This is a genomic window from Nioella sediminis (assembly GCF_001879695.1).
Taxonomy (GTDB): Bacteria; Pseudomonadota; Alphaproteobacteria; order Rhodobacterales; family Rhodobacteraceae; genus Nioella; species Nioella sediminis.
In genome coordinates this window covers 16899-32847 of sequence record NZ_MNBL01000054.1, presented here as the reverse complement: position 1 = coordinate 32847, position 15949 = coordinate 16899, and the positions used below count along the sequence as shown (strand labels likewise).

The 15949-nt window shown below is 63.8% G+C and carries 16 protein-coding genes; 12 read left to right on the top strand and 4 right to left on the bottom strand.

All coding sequences use genetic code 11. The annotated features are described in order from the left end of the window. Positions 1–109 precede the first annotated feature (109 nt). The 6 genes from bamA (at position 110) to lpxB (ending at position 6243) form a co-directional block, all read left to right on the top strand. Positions 110–2359, top strand: coding sequence for an outer membrane protein assembly factor BamA (gene bamA, locus BKY26_RS08385; protein WP_227434968.1), 2250 nt, complete (start codon positions 110–112; stop codon positions 2357–2359). A 9-nt stretch (positions 2360–2368) separates the two neighbouring features. Beyond that, positions 2369–2944 carry an OmpH/Skp family outer membrane protein gene (locus BKY26_RS08380; protein WP_071689945.1) on the top strand — a complete coding sequence of 192 codons (576 nt, stop codon included), beginning with the start codon at positions 2369–2371 and terminating at the stop codon, positions 2942–2944. 68 nt (positions 2945–3012) lie between these two features. Then, complete coding sequence (gene fabZ, locus BKY26_RS08375; protein WP_071689944.1) at positions 3013–3477, top strand: 3-hydroxyacyl-ACP dehydratase FabZ; 465 nt, start codon at positions 3013–3015, stop codon at positions 3475–3477. Positions 3478–3488: 11 nt separating this feature from the next. Beyond that, complete coding sequence (gene lpxA, locus BKY26_RS08370) at positions 3489–4289, top strand: acyl-ACP--UDP-N-acetylglucosamine O-acyltransferase (RefSeq protein ID WP_071689943.1); 801 nt, start codon at positions 3489–3491, stop codon at positions 4287–4289. A gap of 5 nt (positions 4290–4294) precedes the next feature. Continuing rightward, positions 4295–5077, top strand: a complete 783-nt coding sequence (locus tag BKY26_RS08365; RefSeq protein WP_071689988.1) for an LpxI family protein — start codon at positions 4295–4297, stop codon at positions 5075–5077. Positions 5078–5079: 2 nt separating this feature from the next. After that, positions 5080–6243 carry a lipid-A-disaccharide synthase gene (gene lpxB / locus BKY26_RS08360; RefSeq protein WP_071689986.1) on the top strand — a complete coding sequence of 388 codons (1164 nt, stop codon included), beginning with the start codon at positions 5080–5082 and terminating at the stop codon, positions 6241–6243. On the opposite strand, the gene BKY26_RS08355 is transcribed toward lpxB, so the two are convergent. Next, a complete protein-coding gene (locus BKY26_RS08355) occupies positions 6240–6710 on the bottom strand; it encodes a YbaK/EbsC family protein (RefSeq protein ID WP_071689987.1) in 471 nt (156 codons plus the stop codon). The genes lpxB and BKY26_RS08355 overlap by 4 nt on opposite strands. Before the next feature lie 94 nt (positions 6711–6804). On the opposite strand from BKY26_RS08355, the gene BKY26_RS08350 reads away from it, so the two are divergent. Then, positions 6805–9600, top strand: coding sequence for a [protein-PII] uridylyltransferase family protein (locus BKY26_RS08350; protein ID WP_071689942.1), 2796 nt, complete (start codon positions 6805–6807; stop codon positions 9598–9600). Next, positions 9600–9866: a hypothetical protein gene (locus tag BKY26_RS08345; RefSeq protein ID WP_071689941.1), complete on the top strand. Its 267-nt coding sequence runs from the start codon at positions 9600–9602 to the stop codon at positions 9864–9866. The genes BKY26_RS08350 and BKY26_RS08345 overlap by 1 nt, the downstream gene beginning before the upstream one ends. Before the next feature lie 4 nt (positions 9867–9870). Here BKY26_RS08345 and BKY26_RS08340 read toward each other — a convergent pair whose 3' ends face one another. Continuing rightward, positions 9871–10860 carry a GlxA family transcriptional regulator gene (locus tag BKY26_RS08340; protein ID WP_227434967.1) on the bottom strand — a complete coding sequence of 330 codons (990 nt, stop codon included), beginning with the start codon at positions 10858–10860 and terminating at the stop codon, positions 9871–9873. 158 nt (positions 10861–11018) lie between these two features. On the opposite strand from BKY26_RS08340, the gene BKY26_RS08335 reads away from it, so the two are divergent. Then, positions 11019–12389, top strand: coding sequence for a class II 3-deoxy-7-phosphoheptulonate synthase (locus BKY26_RS08335; RefSeq protein WP_071689939.1), 1371 nt, complete (start codon positions 11019–11021; stop codon positions 12387–12389). Positions 12390–12504: 115 nt separating this feature from the next. Here the strand turns inward: BKY26_RS08335 and BKY26_RS08330 are convergent, their stop codons facing one another. Continuing rightward, the gene (locus tag BKY26_RS08330; protein WP_071689938.1) at positions 12505–13158 is read right to left on the bottom strand and encodes a PAS domain-containing protein; all 654 of its coding nucleotides are present in this window, start codon (positions 13156–13158) and stop codon (positions 12505–12507) included. A gap of 156 nt (positions 13159–13314) precedes the next feature. Between BKY26_RS08330 and BKY26_RS08325 the strand changes: the two genes are divergently transcribed. From BKY26_RS08325 to BKY26_RS08315, 3 genes are read left to right on the top strand one after another with little or no spacing between them, the layout of a single operon-like run. Next, on the top strand, positions 13315–14193 hold the full coding sequence (locus BKY26_RS08325) for a YicC/YloC family endoribonuclease (protein WP_071689937.1): 879 nt from the start codon (positions 13315–13317) through the stop codon (positions 14191–14193). Between the two features lie 2 nt (positions 14194–14195). After that, positions 14196–14849, top strand: a complete 654-nt coding sequence (gmk, locus tag BKY26_RS08320; protein WP_071689936.1) for a guanylate kinase — start codon at positions 14196–14198, stop codon at positions 14847–14849. Continuing rightward, positions 14846–15367 carry a gamma carbonic anhydrase family protein gene (locus BKY26_RS08315; RefSeq protein WP_071689935.1) on the top strand — a complete coding sequence of 174 codons (522 nt, stop codon included), beginning with the start codon at positions 14846–14848 and terminating at the stop codon, positions 15365–15367. Before gmk ends, BKY26_RS08315 begins: the two co-directional genes overlap by 4 nt. On the opposite strand, the gene BKY26_RS08310 is transcribed toward BKY26_RS08315, so the two are convergent. Then, on the bottom strand, positions 15364–15891 hold the full coding sequence (locus BKY26_RS08310; RefSeq protein WP_158514317.1) for a histidine phosphotransferase family protein: 528 nt from the start codon (positions 15889–15891) through the stop codon (positions 15364–15366). The two genes, BKY26_RS08315 and BKY26_RS08310, sit on opposite strands and share 4 nt — an antisense overlap. Between the last annotated feature and the right edge of the window lie 58 nt (positions 15892–15949).

Genomic DNA, 15949 nt, shown 5'->3' with positions numbered 1-15949 from the left:
CGCGATAGAGCTTTCGGTAGCTTAGATACTTGGCGGGGCGGATTCGATGTATGTGAAAACGGGATTTTCCGGTAGATTCAGGCATTTTGCTGCCGTTCTTGCGGTGCTGATGGCAGGGATGATTCTGCTGCCCGGCAACGCCAATGCGCAGACCTACCGGTTCACGTCTTTCGCCGTCGAAGGAAATGACCGTGTCGATCCTGCCACGATCCTTGCCTTTCTCGACATCCCGGCAGGGCAGACGATCACGGCCGCGCAGCTGAACGATGCCTATCAGCGCCTCCAGAACTCGGGCCTGTTCGAGAGTGCGGAGCTTGATCCGCGCGGATCGCGTCTGGTGGCCATCGTGCAGGAATACCCGACGATCAACCGCATCAATATCGAGGGCAACCGCCGGCTCGAAGACGATATGCTGATGACGGTTGTCACTTCGCAGCCACGCCGCGTCTATTCGCCCTCGCAGGCGGAGCAGGATGCCGCGTCCATCACCGAAGCCTATCGGTTGCAGGGCCGCCTGACTGCCACCGTGACCCCTGTCATCATCCGCCGTGATGAAAACCGCGTCGATCTGGTCTTCGAAGTGACCGAGGGCCGCGTCGTGGAAACCGAGCGCATTACCTTCGTCGGCAACCGTGACTTCAGCGACCGCCGTCTGCGCAGGGTCATGGAAAGCACGCAGGCTGGAATCTTCCGGCAGCTGATCGGGTCTGACACTTTCGTGGCCGACCGCGTGGCCTTTGACCAGCAATTGCTGACCGATTTCTACCGCGAGCGGGGCTATATCGACTTCACCGTTCAAAGCGTGACGTCGGAACTGGCGCGCGAACGCAACGCCTATTTCATCACCTTCAACATCCGCGAAGGGCAAAGCTTCTCGTTCGGCGAGATCACCACCGTTAGCGAGATTGCTGACGTGGATGCACAGCCCTTCCAGGACACGATCGCCGTGCGCCCGGGGGTGACCTATTCGCCCCGGCTGGTGGACAACACGATCACGCGGATGGAAAATCTCGCCTCCAGCATGGGGCTGCGGTTTGTCCGGGTGGAGCCGCGTGTCACCCGCAACGATGCGGACCTGACCCTCGATATCGAGTTCGTCATCACCCGAGGAGACCGTGTTTTCGTCGAGCGCATCGACATTGAGGGCAACGCGACGACGCTCGACCGCGTGATCCGCCGTCAGTTCCGCAGCGCCGAAGGCGATCCGCTCGACCCGCGCGAGATCCGTCAAAGCGCAGAGCGTATCCGTGCCCTCGGGTTCTTCTCGGATGCGACGGTGCAGAGCCGTCCGGGGTCTACCCCCGATCAGGTGATCCTTGACGTGGATGTGGTTGAACAGCCGACGGGATCGCTCGGATTTGGTGTGAACTTCGCGACCGATACCGGTGTGGGTCTGGCCGTCAACTTCTCTGAAAGCAATTTCCTTGGACGTGGTCAGGCACTGCGCTTCGGGTTCGATACGTCCGAGGGTTCCCGGAGCTTCAACTTCTCCTTCACGGAACCGGCTTTCCTGGGCCGCGATCTGCAACTTGGCCTGGCTGCGTACTACACAACAACCAGCCAACAGAACGCGAGTTACAACACGCGCAGCGTCGGGTTCAGCCCTTCGGTGTCCTTCCCGCTGACCGAAAACAGCCGCTTGGCGTTGAACTACCGGATCTCCGATGATGGCATTTTCGATGTACCGGCGACTTCGTCTGCGATCCTTCAGGCCGAGGAAGGCTCTCGCCTGACATCCTCCGTGGGCTATACCTACAGCTACAGCACGCTTGGCACCGGCCTGAACCCGAATGCCGGCTTCAGCTTCAGCTTCGGACAGGACTTTGCAGGGCTTGGCGGGGATAACGAATATATCCGCACAACGGCCGCGATGGTGGCGGAAACCACGATCATGCGCGAAGAGGTGTCACTGCGGGCCACTTTGGAAGGCGGCGCGCTGAACATGCTGTCCGGCAACAGCCGCCGGATCGACCGTTTTGGCCTGAATTCGCGCCAGCTGCGCGGGTTCGAGGGCAATGGGGTTGGTCCGCGTGACCTGACCGATGCCGGAACTGCGGCGGATGCTTTGGGCGGCAACTACTACTTCGCTGCCCGTTTCGAGACCGCCTTCCCGATCGGCCTGCCCGAGGAATACGGCATCACCGGTGGTCTGTACTACGACATCGGTTCTGTCTGGGGGCTCGACAACACCCTTGGTGGCGTGGTCGATGACGACATGCATATCCGTCAGACGGTTGGGGTCTCGATCTTCTGGGACACCCAGATCGGACCGCTGCGCTTCAACTTCAGCCACGTTCTGGACGCGCAGGAATACGACCGGACCCGCAGCTTTGACTTTACCGTCGAAGCGCGGTTCTGAAGCCAGGCCATGCGCCTGATCCTGATAAGTCTTGCGATGCTGGCCCTCTCTGGGCCAGTTTTCGCGCAGCCGCTGTCCATTGGCAGGGTTGACGGGCCGCCGATCGTCATTCTCAACCAGGAACGGCTGTTCTCGGACTCTCTCTTTGGGCAGCGCGTTCAGGAAGAACTGGCGGAGGCCTCCAGCGCCCTGTCGCGCCAGAACCGCGAACTGGAAACGGCGCTTCTGGAAGAAGAACAATCCCTGACCGAACAGCGCGCCACCATGAGCGCCGAGGAATTCCGCCCGCTGGCCGAGGATTTCGACAGGCGGGCCGAGGAAATCCGCGCGGTTCAGGCCGAACGTCTGCGCCGCCTTCGGGCGCAGGCCGACGGGGCAGAGCAACTCTTCTTCGAGCTGATCACCCCCATTCTGAGCGGTCTGCTCAACGATATCGGCGCAGCGGCCGTTCTCGATTCGCGCGTGGTCATCTATGTGGCCGAAGGCGGTGATGTCACGGATATGGCGCTACAGCGCGTCAATGCCGAGCTTGGCGATGGCGGAGAAGAGCCGATCCTCGACCGGGTCAACTCAAGCGCCCCGTAAGCGCTGCTTGTCGGCCCCGGCCCGAATTGCTACCACCAAGTCAGGTAAACAAGAAGGATCGCAGCCCCATGACGGCCGACACGCCCACCACCGCCGATATCGACCTGATCCAGCGGATCATCCCGCATCGCTACCCGTTCCTTCTGGTGGACAAGGTGCGCGACATCGTTCCGTTCAAAAGCGCCGTGGGCATCAAGAACGTCACCATGAACGAGCCGCATTTTCAGGGCCATTTTCCTGGTGTGCCGATCATGCCTGGCGTCACGATCATCGAAGCGATGGCGCAGGCCGCGGCGATCATGGTAGGTGTGTCCGCCGACCTCGCGGACAAGAACATGCTGGTCTATTTCATGGGCATCGACGGGGTGAAGTTTCGCCGCAAGGTTGGCCCCGGCGACGTGCTGGAACTGCATGTCTCGGTCATTCGCGGCAAGCCCGGCGGCAAGGTCTGGAAATTCTCGGGCCGCGCCGAGGTTGAGGGCGAACTGGCCTGTGAGGCCGAATTTACCGCGATGATGGATCTGCCCGCCTAGGAGAGCGCCCCATGGCCATTGATGCCAGTGCCGAGATTCACAGCTCGGCCGTGATCGAACCGGGTGCCAGTATCGGTCCCGATTGTCAGATCGGCCCGTTCTGCGTGGTCGGCTCGCAAGCTGTTCTGGGGCGTGGCGTGGTGCTGAAACCCCATGTCGTCGTGACCGGCCAGACCGAGATCGGGGATGAGACCACCGTCTTTTCCTTCGCTGTTATCGGAGAGATCCCGCAGGATCTGAAATTCAAGGGTGAGAATACCCGGCTGATCATCGGCCGACGCAACCGCATCCGCGAGCATGTGACGATGAATTGCGGCACCGAAGGCGGTGGCGGCGTCACGCGGATCGGGGATGACGGGCTGTTCATGGCGGGTTGCCATATCGCCCATGACGCCCAGGTGGGCGACCGGGTGATCGTGGTGAACTCTGCTGCCGTCGCGGGCCATTGCGTGATCGAGGATGATGTGATCATCGGCGGGCTGTGCGGCATTCATCAGTGGGTGCGGATCGGCAAGGGCGCCATCATCGGCGCGCTGTCCATGGTCACGAATGATGTGATCCCCCATGGGCTGGTGCAAGGCCCGCGCGGGGAACTGGACGGGTTGAACCTTGTCGGCCTGAAACGCCGCGGCGTCGATAGGGCCGAGATCACCGCGCTGCGTGCCGCCTTTCAGCAACTGGCGCAGGGCGAGGGCACCTTCATGGATCGCGCCCGGCGGCTGTCCGAGGACAACCCGGATTCGCCCCATGTCACCCAGATCGTCGACTTCATCATGGGTCAGACCGACCGGTCTTTCCTGACGCCGAGGTGATCGGCTTGGCGCGGGCAATCATCGCAGGATCGGGCGTGCTTCCGGGGCTTTTGCTACAGGCGGGGCCTGCCCATGTCGTGCGCTTGGCAGGCGTTGAAAGCGAACCGCTCGACGCGCCCGACATCCCTGCGCGGTTCGAACAGTTCGGGGCGCTGTTCGCGGATCTGCGCGCGGCGGGCGTCGAGGAACTGGCCTTTGCCGGGGCGCTGAGCCGTCCGGCGTTCGATCCGTCCCTGATGGACCCGGAAACCATGGCGCTGATGCCGCGCGTGGCCGGGGCGATGGCGCAGGGGGACGATACGCTTCTGCGCACCATTGCAGCAATCTTCGAGGAACAGGGATTTCGCGTGGTGGGGGCGCTGGACCTGCGCCCCGATCTTGTTGCGGCAGAGGGTCCAATCAGCGGCGACGCGTCGGACGCGCACCTGCGCGATGCCGCGCGGGCCCGGTCCGTGCTGGATGCGCTCGGACCGCTCGATGTGGGGCAGGGCGCTGTTGCGGCTAAGGGACAGGTCATCGGCATTGAAACGCTGCAAGGCACCGATGCCATGCTGCGCTTTGTCGGCATGTCGCAGCCCGGTTCGGGCGGAGTGCTGGTCAAACGGCCGAAGCCGGGGCAGGATCTGCGCATGGACACGCCCGTGATCGGCCCCGCGACCGTGATGAAGGCCGCAGAGGCCGGGCTGTCGGGGATAGAGATCGCCGCCGGATCGGTTCTGATCCTGGATCGCGACGCGGTGGAAGCGGCCTGCGAGGCGTCCGGCATCGCACTGTGGGCCGCGCCATGACCCTGACGCTCTTCCTGATTGCGGGAGAGTCGTCCGGCGACAGGCTTGGGGCCGCACTGATGCGGGGGGTCAAGGAGCTTCATCCGGATGTGATTTTTCACGGGGTTGGCGGGCCGCTGATGCAGGCCGAAGGGCTCGATAGCCTGTTCCCGATGGAGGAACTGGCGGTCATGGGCATTGCAGAGGTGCTGCCCAAGCTGCGCCATCTCTTTGCGTTGAAACGTCAGGCGGCAGAAGCGGTCGTGGCGCTGAACCCCGATGCGCTGATCACCATCGACAGCCCCGATTTCTGCCTTCGCGTGGCCCGGCAGGTGCGAGAAACCGCACCGCTTATCCGCACCATGCATTACGTCGCGCCCTCTGTCTGGGCCTGGCGTCCCGGTCGCGCGGCCAAAATGGCGCGGCATGTGGATCACGTACTGGCCCTGCTGCCCTTCGAGCCGCCCTATATGGAGGCCGCAGGCATGACCTGCGATTTCGTCGGCCATCCGGTGGTGAACGAACCGGTGGCGACCGAGGCCGAGGCCGCCGCCTTCCGCGCCCGGTATGACATTGCCCCCGACGCGCCCTTGCTGCTGATGCTGCCCGGTTCGCGGCGCAGCGAAGTGGCGCGGCTGGCCCCGGTCTTTGGCGAGGTTCTGGCGCAGCTTTCCGCGCGTGTGCCGGGGGTGCAGGCCGTAGTGCCGACGGTGGCCCATGTGGCACCGGCCTTGCGGGACGCCCTTGAAAGCTGGCCCATCAGGCCGATCCTGCTGGACCCGAGCGACGCCCCCGACAGCTACGCCTCCGACAAGCGCGCGGCCTTCCGCGCCGCCGACGTGGCGCTTGCGGCCTCTGGCACCGTGTCGCTGGAACTGGCCGCCAATGCGACGCCGATGGTCGTGGCCTATGACATGAACCGGCTGTCGTTTTTCCTGATGAAGCGGGCAGCGCTGATCGACACGGTGACACTTGTCAATCTGGTGTCCGACACCCGCCATGTGCCCGACTTCCTGTCACCGGACTGCCGTCCTGACCTGATCGTTCCGGCTCTGGAAAAGCTGTTGACCGACACAGGCACGCGCGCGGCGCAGATCGAGGCAATGGCCCTGACCATGGACCGCATCGGGGCAGGGGGCGAGGCACCGGGCCTCCGCGCGGCCCGTTCGGTTCTGGCGCATCTCTAGGCGGTGAAATCGGCGGGGACCGCCCCTGTCAGGCGCAGCAGGTCCTCCGGTGCGACCGGCACGATATGGCGCGGGGTGCCTGCCGCCGCATAGACCTTGTCAAAGGCAGAGAGACGCGGATCGAACCAGGCGCGGATCGGGTTCAGGTGCCCCACGGGCGAAACGCCCCCAATGGCAAACCCCGTCTGCGTCCGGATCAAGGCCGCATCCGCTTTGCCCAGTGGCTCCCCCGCCAAATCGCTGGCCTTGGCCGCATCCACCTGATTGCCGCCCGCCGTGATGAAGAGCAGCGCCGCGCCGCTGTCGTCGCCCCGGAAAATCACCGATTTGCAGATCTGGTCGATCTCGCAGCCCGCCTGATCTGCCGCCTCAACCGCCGTTCTGGTGCTGCCATCCATTTCCATCACATCGGCGGGCAGGCCGGCCTCTTGCAATGCCCTGATCACGCGCTTGAGGCTCTTGCTCATATTCTTCACTCCGTTTTCCGACCCCTTGTTGCCCGGTCCCCCTGCGACGTGCAAGCAATTGACGAAACCGAAGCCGCCCGCCATCACGGAAGCCATGAGCTTTGCATCCCGACTGACCCGCCATCCCATTCCCTTCGATCCCGATCGCGGTGCCGACGCGCTGGCGCATCTGCCCGATATGGCCCCGGAGCTGCGCCCGCTGATCGAAGGCACCGGCGGGTGCAGCCCTTACCTGCTGAGCCTTATCGGCAAGGAAAAGGACTGGCTGGCCGAGGCGCTGACGCAAGACCCTGACGAAGTGCGCCGGGGGCTGCTGCTGGAAACCGGCGCGGTTGCCCTGAGCGATCTGGCCCCGGAATTGCGGCGCCTGAAACGCCGCGTGGCGATTTATGCAGCACTGGCCGATCTGGGGGGCGTTTGGCCTCTAGAACAGGTGACGGGCTTGCTGACCGATTTCGCGGATGCCGCCGTCGATGTTGCGATCCGTCGATTGGTGGCGGCGGAGGCCAAACGCGGCAAAATCCCCGGCATGACCGAGGAAGACGCGGAAACCGGCGCGGGGATGGTGGCGCTGGCCATGGGCAAGATGGGCGCGGGCGAGCTGAACTATTCCTCCGACATCGACCTCATCGTGCTGTTTGACGAAACCCGGTTTGAGCCGGGCGACGAGATGGAGGCACGGGCGAGCTTCATCAAGGTGACCCGCCGCATGACGGCGGCCCTCGCCGATGTGACCCGCGATGGCTATGTCTTCCGCACCGATCTGCGGTTGCGCCCCGATGCCTCGGTCACGCCGGTCTGCATCTCTATGGCGGCCGCCGAACGCTATTACGAGGCCGAGGGGCGAAACTGGGAGCGCGCGGCCTATATCAAGGCGCGGCCCTGTGCGGGCGATATCGCGGCGGGGGAGCGGTTTCTGAACACCCTCACCCCGTTCGTCTGGCGCAAGCATCTGGATTTTGCCGCCATTCAGGACACCCACGAGATGCGCGAGAAGATCCGCCGTCACAAGGGGTTGCACGGGCCGATCACGCTGGAAGGTCATAATATGAAGCTCGGTGCGGGGGGCATCCGAGAGATAGAGTTCTTTGCCCAGACCCGCCAGATCGTCTCGGGCGGGCGCGACCCGGATTTGCGCTGTCGTGGCACGGTTCCAGCCTTGGCTGCCTTGGCGGAAAAAGGCTGGATCGAGGCGGATGTGCGCGACCGGCTGACCCGGCATTACCGGCTGCACCGGGAAATCGAGCATCGCGTTCAGATGGTCAATGATGCGCAAACCCATTTGCTGCCCAACTCGGACGAAGGGTTCGACAGGCTGGCACGGTTCTGTGGCGAGGGCGATACAGCAGCCCTTCGCACAATGCTGCGCGACCGTCTGGCCGAGGTCGACCGGCTGTGCGAGCCCTTTTTCAAGCCCGAGAAGACCGAAACCGATCTGCCCGACCTGTCGGAAACCGCCGAAGAGATCGTTGCCCGCTGGCCCGGCTACCCTGCGCTCCGCTCTGCCCGTGGCCAGGCGATTTTTGCGCGGCTCAAACCCGATCTTCTGGCGCGCTTCGCGGCCACCCCGCGACCCGAAGAGGCGCTTGGCAACTTTGACGGGTTCCTCAGGGGCCTGCCTGCCGGGGTGCAGCTCTTCTCGCTGTTCGAGGCCAACCCGCCGCTTGTCGATCTGATCGTGGATATCTGCGGCACCGCGCCGGGCCTGTCGCGCTACCTGTCGCGCAATTCCGGGGTGCTGGACGCGGTGATCGGCGGCGATTTCTTTGCGGGCTGGCCGGATCGGGACACCCTCTCTGCGCATCTGGAGGCGCAGCTTGAGGGGCTGGACTATGAAGGGGTCCTGAACACTGCCCGCCGCTGGCTGAAGGAATGGCATTTCCGCGTTGGCGTGCATCATCTGCGCGGGCTGATCCATGCCGAGGAAGCAGGCGCTGAGTATTCCATGCTGGCGCAGGTGATCCTGCGGGCGCTCTGGCCGCGTGTCTGTGACGAGGTCGCGCGCCGTCATGGTCCCGCACCGGGGCGCGGTGGCGCGGTTGTGGCCATGGGCAGCCTTGGCGCGGGGCGGCTGACGGCGGGGTCTGACCTCGACCTTCTGGTGATCTACGATCCCGGCGGGGTCGAGTTTACCGAGGGCCGCCGCCCACTGGACCCGCGCGGCTGGTTCGCCAAGGCGACGAAGACTCTGATCACCGCCCTGACCGCGCCGACGGGTGAGGGCAAGCTCTATGACGTGGATATGCGGTTGCGCCCCTCTGGCCGTCAGGGGCCGGTGGCAACGGCGCTGGAAGGCTTCCGGCACTACCAGATGACAGAGGCCTGGACCTGGGAACATCTGGCGCTGACCCGCGCGCGGCCCGTGGCAGGCGATGCCAGCCTCTGCGCCGATATTGAGGCGATCCGGATGGAGGTTCTGACCACGCCCCGCGATCCGGTGAAGATCGTCGCGGATGCACAGGACATGCGCGACCGGCTGGCGGCAGCGGGGCGTGTGGGCGAGGGGCTGGATGCCAAGGAAGGCCCCGGACGGATGAAGGACGTGGAACTGCTGGCAGAAACCGCCGCGCTGATTGCCGGTGTGCCCGCCCGTGACGTGGAAGGCCAGTTGGAGGCCGGTGTGTCCATCGGCTGGATCAGTGCGGATGACGCCCGCACCCTTGCCGCGGCCCATCACCTCTATGGCCGCCTGAATCACGCGACCCGGCTCTTGACCGACCGGCGCCTCGATCTGGACGAGATCGGATCGGGCGGGCGCAGCTTCATCGCCCGCGAAGCCGGTGTCGCAGATGGCGCTGAATTGGCCGCGAAAGCCGAGAGCCTGCGTACCCGTTGTGAGGCTATCATCAACACGGCGCTGGCACATCCGCCATCCAGTGAGGAAACCTGATGAAAGACGCAAGCGACCCCAAGAACCTGATCCGGGAAGCCTACCGGATCGAGGGAATCACCGATGGCGAATGCCGTTCGATCTTCATGGATTGGGCGCTGAGCCTCGCGGACCCCGACCCGCTGCCGCATATCCGGGCGCTGCTGGACCGCTACCGGACCGATGCGCCGGATCATCCGATGACGGCAGTCCTTGAACTGGGGTTGGCCAATCCCCCCGCTGCAAAACGCAGGGGCGGGCGTGCCGGACGGATCGGGCAGGGCTGAGCGATCAGTCCTTCACCCGCGTCGATTGCGCCCCGCGTTCGCGGTAGGGGGTGGTGTCGTAATGCGCCCGGTAGCATTTGGAGAAATGCGAGGGCGAGGCAAAGCCGCAGGACAGTGCCACGTTGATCACGCTCATATCCGTCTGCATCAGCAGGTTGCGCGCCTTCTGCAGACGCAGTTCCATGTAATAGCGCTTGGGGCTGCGGTTCAGATACCGGCGGAACAGCCGTTCCAACTGCCGCGTCGACATGCCGACCTCGTGGGCCAGCGTTGACGGGCTGATTGGTTCCTCCAGATTCTGTTCCATCATCCGGATGACCTGGCTCAGTTTGGGATGTCGCACGCCGATCCGGGTCGGAATCGACAAGCGCTGCGAGTCCTGGTCGGTGCGGATCGAGGTGTAGATCTGCTGGTCGGCGATCTGGCTGGCCAATTCCTCGCCATGGTCATTGGCCACGATCGTCAGCATAAGGTCGATCGAGGCCGTCCCGCCCGCCGTGGTCATCCGGTTGCCATCAATCACGAAGACCGATTTGGTCAGCTTCACCTCTTCGAATTCCTCGGAAAAGCTGTCCTGGTTTTCCCAGTGGATCGTTGCGCGCTTGCCATCGAGCAGCCCGGCCTTGCCCATGGCATAGGCCCCGGTGCAAAGCGCTGCGATGGTCACCCCGCGCCGGGCCTCGCGGCGCAGCCAGTTGATCAGCTTCTTGGTGGTGGCCTTCTGCACGTCGATGCCACCGCAGATGACAATCGTGTCCTCGCGGTTGAGCTCTTCGAAATTCATATGCAGCTTGATCCGCGCATAGGAACTGCATTGCACTTCGTCGCCTTCTTCGCCTGCATAGAGGATCTTGTACAGGTCAGCCCCCCCAAGCCGGTTGGCGATCCGCAACGTATCGACCGCCCCGGCGAAGCTGAGCAGGGTGAATTGATCGAGCAAAACGAAGATAAAGCGCCGGGGTTGGCGGGGGACGCCATGAAGCAGAGTGACCATTGCGCTATTTCTCCTTTGCGGCCGGATTGGTTTTGCCGCTTTTTCTAGCGAAACCACCATTTTTTGCGTTTCGCAATCCCCCGAGGGGATGAATTTCGCATTGGCCCCCGCTTTTCTCCGCCCTATAAGCAAGGTCTGACACTGACAGGAGTTGCGTTATGGCACAGGCATGGACGAAATCGGATTGGCGCGCGAAGCCGCGGATTCAGATGCCCGACTATCCCGATGCGGAAGCATTGGCAGCGGTCGAGGCTCAGCTTGCCAGCTATCCGCCGCTTGTCTTTGCCGGTGAGGCCCGCAAACTGCGCAGTCAGTTGGCCGCCGTGTCGCGCGGCGAGGCGTTTCTGCTGCAAGGTGGCGATTGTGCCGAAAGCTTTGCCGAATTTTCCGCTGATTCCATCCGCGACACCTACAAGGTCATGCTGCAGATGGCCGTGGTGCTGACCTTCGGCGCCAAGGTGCCCGTGGTCAAGGTGGGCCGCATGGCAGGCCAGTTCGCCAAGCCCCGTTCCGCGCCGACCGAGGTCAAGGATGGGGTGGAGCTGCCCTCCTACCGCGGTGACATTATCAACGAGCTGGACTTCACCGAAGCCGCCCGCCTGCCGAACCCGCAGAAGATGCTGCAGGCCTATACGCAGGCAGCCGCCACGCTGAACCTGCTGCGCGCATTCAGCCAGGGCGGGTTTGCGGATATCCACCGGGTGCATAGCTGGACGCTCGGTTTTACCGATGCCGATGACGCGGACCGGTATCGGGATATGGCGAACCGGATTTCCGATGCGCTCGACTTCATGACCGCCGCCGGTCTGAATTCCGAAACCGCGCATCAGCTTGGCACGGTGGATTTCTACACCAGCCACGAGGCGCTGCTGCTGGAATACGAAGAGGCGCTGTGCCGGATCGATTCGACCTCTGGCCTGCCGGTCGCGGGGTCGGGTCACATGATCTGGATCGGGGACCGCACCCGCCAGCCCGAAGGCGCGCATGTGGAATTTGCCAGCGGCGTGCAAAACCCCATTGGCCTGAAATGCGGCCCCACCACGACCGAGGACGACCTCAAGGTTCTTATGGCCAAGCTGAACCCCAAGAACGAGGCCGGTCGCCTGACCCTGATTGCGCGGTTCGGCGCGGGCAATGTGGGTGATCACTTGCCGCGCCTGATCAAGACGGTTCAGTCCGAGGGCGCGAATGTGGTCTGGTCCTGCGACCCGATGCACGGCAACACGATCAAGGCGGCCTCTGGCTACAAGACCCGGCCCTTCGATTCGGTGCTGCGCGAGGTGCAGGAGTTCTTCGCGATCCACCGCGCCGAGGGCACCGTTCCGGGCGGCGTACATTTCGAGATGACTGGCAAGGACGTGACCGAATGCACCGGCGGTGTGCGGGCGGTGACGGACGAAGATCTGTCCGACCGCTACCACACCGCCTGCGATCCGCGTCTCAACGCCTCGCAATCGCTGGAACTGGCCTTCCTTGTCGCCGAGGAACTGAGCCGCGATGGCCGCAAGGCAGCCGCAGCGGCGGGTTGAGACAAGGTTAACGCCTGAATTGAAACGCCCCGGAGCCTGATCGGTTCCGGGGCGTTGTCGTTAACCATGTCACCTGGAGCTGGCTCGGATCGAGGTTAACGAACCTGGTATTGGCTCAGCTCAGCCCACCCTGGACCAGCCGCAAGGCCGGGCGCTCCTGAAACGGGCGGGCTGGTTCGGCGGATTGACCGGGTTGGCTCGGGATCGCGCCCGTGCTGTCAGGGCCGCCGGCCAGACGTGTCTGGCTCAGATGACGAATGCGGAAGCGGCGTGGCGGGAGGCCAACCAGCCCGTCGGTGACCAGAACGCCTAGCGCGCGGTTGATCTTCCCCTCCGGTCCAGTGAGCGGCATGAGGCACATGCGGCCTTCCAGAACCGCCCGGCCCTGCGCGTCGGACACAAGCTCCAGATCCAGAACAGCGGGGTCGGAAAAGACCTGAGAGACCTTTTCCATCAATCGCTTACGGTCCGGGATTTCGAAGAACGCCCGCAAGGGCATGCCCCGAACATCCATCCCCATCGTGTGATGCAGATGCTGCCCGGCCAGCCGAAACCGCACCGCATCGGGGCGCGGGCGTTCCAGCAGGAAGGCATTGGGCAATGCCGGGGCCAGTGCCTGCGGGTCCAGATCGGCGCGCCGGGGAATCCCGCCATTGCGCCGCAGGCTGGTCCAGTGGGTCATGACGGTGCTGACAACCGATCCCATCTGATGATCCTTGCGATGCCAAAGCGGCACCACGTTTCGCGGCTGTTCCGAACAGGTTTTCATCTTGCACTCCTGCACTCACGCCCCCGAAGCGACCCTGCCCGGCGTTGGCGTCGCACCCTGACTTGTGTTAACGCTGAACCGGAGATCCTTACCCAACCCTTAATAACATCCGAACAATTCGACGAGCAGGGGGGAAAAGCTTAAGTGGTTAACTCGATGACGGGATATGCCGCCCGCGATGTGGCCTCCGATGGCGTTCTGCGCAGTTGGGAATTGCGCAGCGTCAATGGCCGGGGGCTGGATATGCGGCTGCGCCTGCCGGATCGGCTGGGGCGGCTCGATATCATGCTGCGGGAGCGGTTGAAGAAAGCCATCGCGCGCGGATCGGTGACGCTGAATCTGCGGATCAGCAAGGAAGACAGCGGCGCGGCGGCCTCCATAGATGAAGCGGCTTTGCTGGCCTCTCTATCGGCTCTCGCCCATGTGCAGCGCAGCGCCGAGGCGCAGGGCCTGCCCGTCGGCCCCGTCGATCCCGCCCGTATACTCACCTTGCCCGGTGTCATGTCCAATGGCGCGGCGGAGGAGAGTTTTCCATCAGACGAAACCCTGCTGGCGGAGTTCGACGACTTGCTGGCGTCCTTCCTGGCCTCCCGCGCCGAAGAAGGGGCGGCTTTGCGCCAGACCCTCAGCGACCAGATCGACGCCATGGATCCGCTGGTTGCACAGGCCGCCGCGCAGGCCGAAGCCCGAAAAGGCACGGCAGCGGACCGGTTGGCGGAAAACTTGCTAAAGATCCTGAACACCGCTGACGGTATGGACCCCGACCGGCTGGCGCAGGAACTCGCCCTTCAGGCGGTCAAGTCGGATGTGACCGAAGAGATTGACCGGCTGGCCAATGCCCATATCCCCGCTGCAAAGGCCCTGCTGACGGCTGACGGCCCGGTCGGGCGGCGGTTCGATTTCCTGATGCAGGAGTTCAATCGAGAGGCCAATACGCTCTGCTCGAAATCCAGCGACGCGGCGCTGACCCAGACCGGCCTTGACCTCAAGGTTGCGATTGATCAGATGCGCGAGCAGGTTCAGAACGTGGAGTGACCATGCCCCAGACCGACAGCCGCCGTGGCCTTCTTATCATCCTGTCCTCGCCCTCGGGCGCGGGAAAATCGACGCTGGCCAAGCGGCTGATGGAATGGGACCCGTCCCTAAGCTTCTCGGTCTCTGCCACGACGCGCGCGGCACGGCCGGGCGAGGTGGACGGCACGGACTACCACTTTCTGACAGAAACCGCCTTCAAGGACATGGTTCGGGACGGCGCGATGCTGGAACACGCCCATGTGTTCGGCAATTTCTACGGCTCGCCCATGGCACCCGTGAAAGAGGCCATCGACAGCGGCTGCGACGTGCTGTTCGACATCGACTGGCAGGGGGCGCAGCAGATCAAGACCAGTGCCTTGCGCGACCATGTATTGTCGATCTTCGTTCTGCCGCCATCCATCGCGGAACTGCGCCGTCGATTGGTCAGCCGCGGACAGGATGCGCCGGAGGTGATCCAGAAGCGGATGCAAAAAAGCTGGGACGAGATCAGCCATTGGGACGGTTATGATTACGTGCTGGTCAACGACGATCTGGACGTGACCTTCGAGCGGCTGAAAACCATCGTCAGTGCCGAACGTCTGCGCCAGCCGCAGCAGCCGGGTCTGGTGGGCTTCGTGCGCGGGCTGCAGTCCGAGTTTCAGGAGGATGAACAGTGATTTACGCCCTGGACGGCATCGCACCAGAGATCGCAGAGGATACCTGGATAGCGCCCGATGCGAATGTGATCGGCCGGGTGGTGCTGGAGGCAGGCGCCTCGGTCTGGTTCGGCAGCACCCTGCGCGGTGACAATGAAGAAATCCGGGTCGGGGCCGGGTCGAATGTGCAGGAAAACTGCGTCTTCCACACCGATCCCGGCTGCCCGCTGACCATCGGGGCGAATTGCACCATCGGCCACAAGGTCATGCTGCACGGTTGCACAATCGGGGATGGCAGCCTGATCGGCATGGGGGCGACGGTGCTGAACGGGGCGAAGATCGGCAAAGGTTGCCTGATCGGGGCCGGGGCGCTGATCACGGAAAACAAGGAGATCCCCGATTTCTCGCTGGTCATGGGCGCGCCGGGCAAAGTGGTGCGACAGCTTGATGAGGCGGCACAGGCCGGGCTGCTGGCCTCGGCCGAGCATTACCGGCAGAACATGCGCCGTTTCCGCAATGGGCTGGTCGCCTTGGGCTAGGCCCGGGTCAGGCTCAGCGTGAATTGCTGTCTATCCGCGGACAGCGATAGCCGGGCGCGTCTTCCGCTGATTGCAGCTTCCTTGGCCAGCAATGCGAACTGGACGCGAGAGGGCGGCGGCAATAGGTCAGATGATATCGGCTGATCCAGAACCTGCCAGATCTCCGCGTCGATGGTCAGCTTGCGACCCTCGCCCGAGATGTCCCAGTCCTCCCCGTCGCGCTGAACCGTCAACACGCCCCCAAGCGGAAGAGCCGTCTCGGCACAGTTGAGCAGCAGGAAAGCGAGCTTCGCGTCCTGCCGGGGCAGGTCGCCCGTTACCCGCCACTCCACCGATAGCCGACCGCCGCCATAGATCGCGGTCACGATCTCGCGCAATTCGCGTTCCGACAGGGTTTCGCCCGCCCGCGCCGCGCCGAAAGCCACCCGGAAAAAGCGGATGCGGGCCATGGCGTCTTCTATGGCCGATCCGATCAGCTCCAGCTCTGGTGTCCGGGGCGCGCCGGACAGGCCAATCAGCTCCATCCCGTTGGAAATCGCTGACAGCGGGTTTACAAGGTCATGGCAAAGCCGCGATCCAACC

What these genes read in the sequence shown, in the direction of transcription:
- lpxA (WP_071689943.1), top strand. Translation starts at nt 3,489, where the DNA reads ATGGCCATTGATGCCAGTGCCGAGATTCACAGCTCGGCCGTGATCGAA.
- BKY26_RS08335 (WP_071689939.1), top strand. Translation starts at nt 11,019, where the DNA reads ATGGCACAGGCATGGACGAAATCGGATTGGCGCGCGAAGCCGCGGATT.
- BKY26_RS08330 (WP_071689938.1), bottom strand. Translation starts at nt 13,158, where the DNA reads ATGAAAACCTGTTCGGAACAGCCGCGAAACGTGGTGCCGCTTTGGCAT.
- BKY26_RS08340 (WP_227434967.1), bottom strand. Translation starts at nt 10,860, where the DNA reads ATGGTCACTCTGCTTCATGGCGTCCCCCGCCAACCCCGGCGCTTTATC.
- BKY26_RS08310 (WP_158514317.1), bottom strand. Translation starts at nt 15,891, where the DNA reads ATGGAGCTGATTGGCCTGTCCGGCGCGCCCCGGACACCAGAGCTGGAG.
- bamA (WP_227434968.1), top strand. Translation starts at nt 110, where the DNA reads ATGGCAGGGATGATTCTGCTGCCCGGCAACGCCAATGCGCAGACCTAC.
- gmk (WP_071689936.1), top strand. Translation starts at nt 14,196, where the DNA reads ATGCCCCAGACCGACAGCCGCCGTGGCCTTCTTATCATCCTGTCCTCG.
- BKY26_RS08355 (WP_071689987.1), bottom strand. Translation starts at nt 6,710, where the DNA reads ATGAGCAAGAGCCTCAAGCGCGTGATCAGGGCATTGCAAGAGGCCGGC.
- BKY26_RS08350 (WP_071689942.1), top strand. Translation starts at nt 6,805, where the DNA reads ATGAGCTTTGCATCCCGACTGACCCGCCATCCCATTCCCTTCGATCCC.
- BKY26_RS08325 (WP_071689937.1), top strand. Translation starts at nt 13,315, where the DNA reads ATGACGGGATATGCCGCCCGCGATGTGGCCTCCGATGGCGTTCTGCGC.
- BKY26_RS08380 (WP_071689945.1), top strand. Translation starts at nt 2,369, where the DNA reads ATGCGCCTGATCCTGATAAGTCTTGCGATGCTGGCCCTCTCTGGGCCA.
- fabZ (WP_071689944.1), top strand. Translation starts at nt 3,013, where the DNA reads ATGACGGCCGACACGCCCACCACCGCCGATATCGACCTGATCCAGCGG.
- BKY26_RS08345 (WP_071689941.1), top strand. Translation starts at nt 9,600, where the DNA reads ATGAAAGACGCAAGCGACCCCAAGAACCTGATCCGGGAAGCCTACCGG.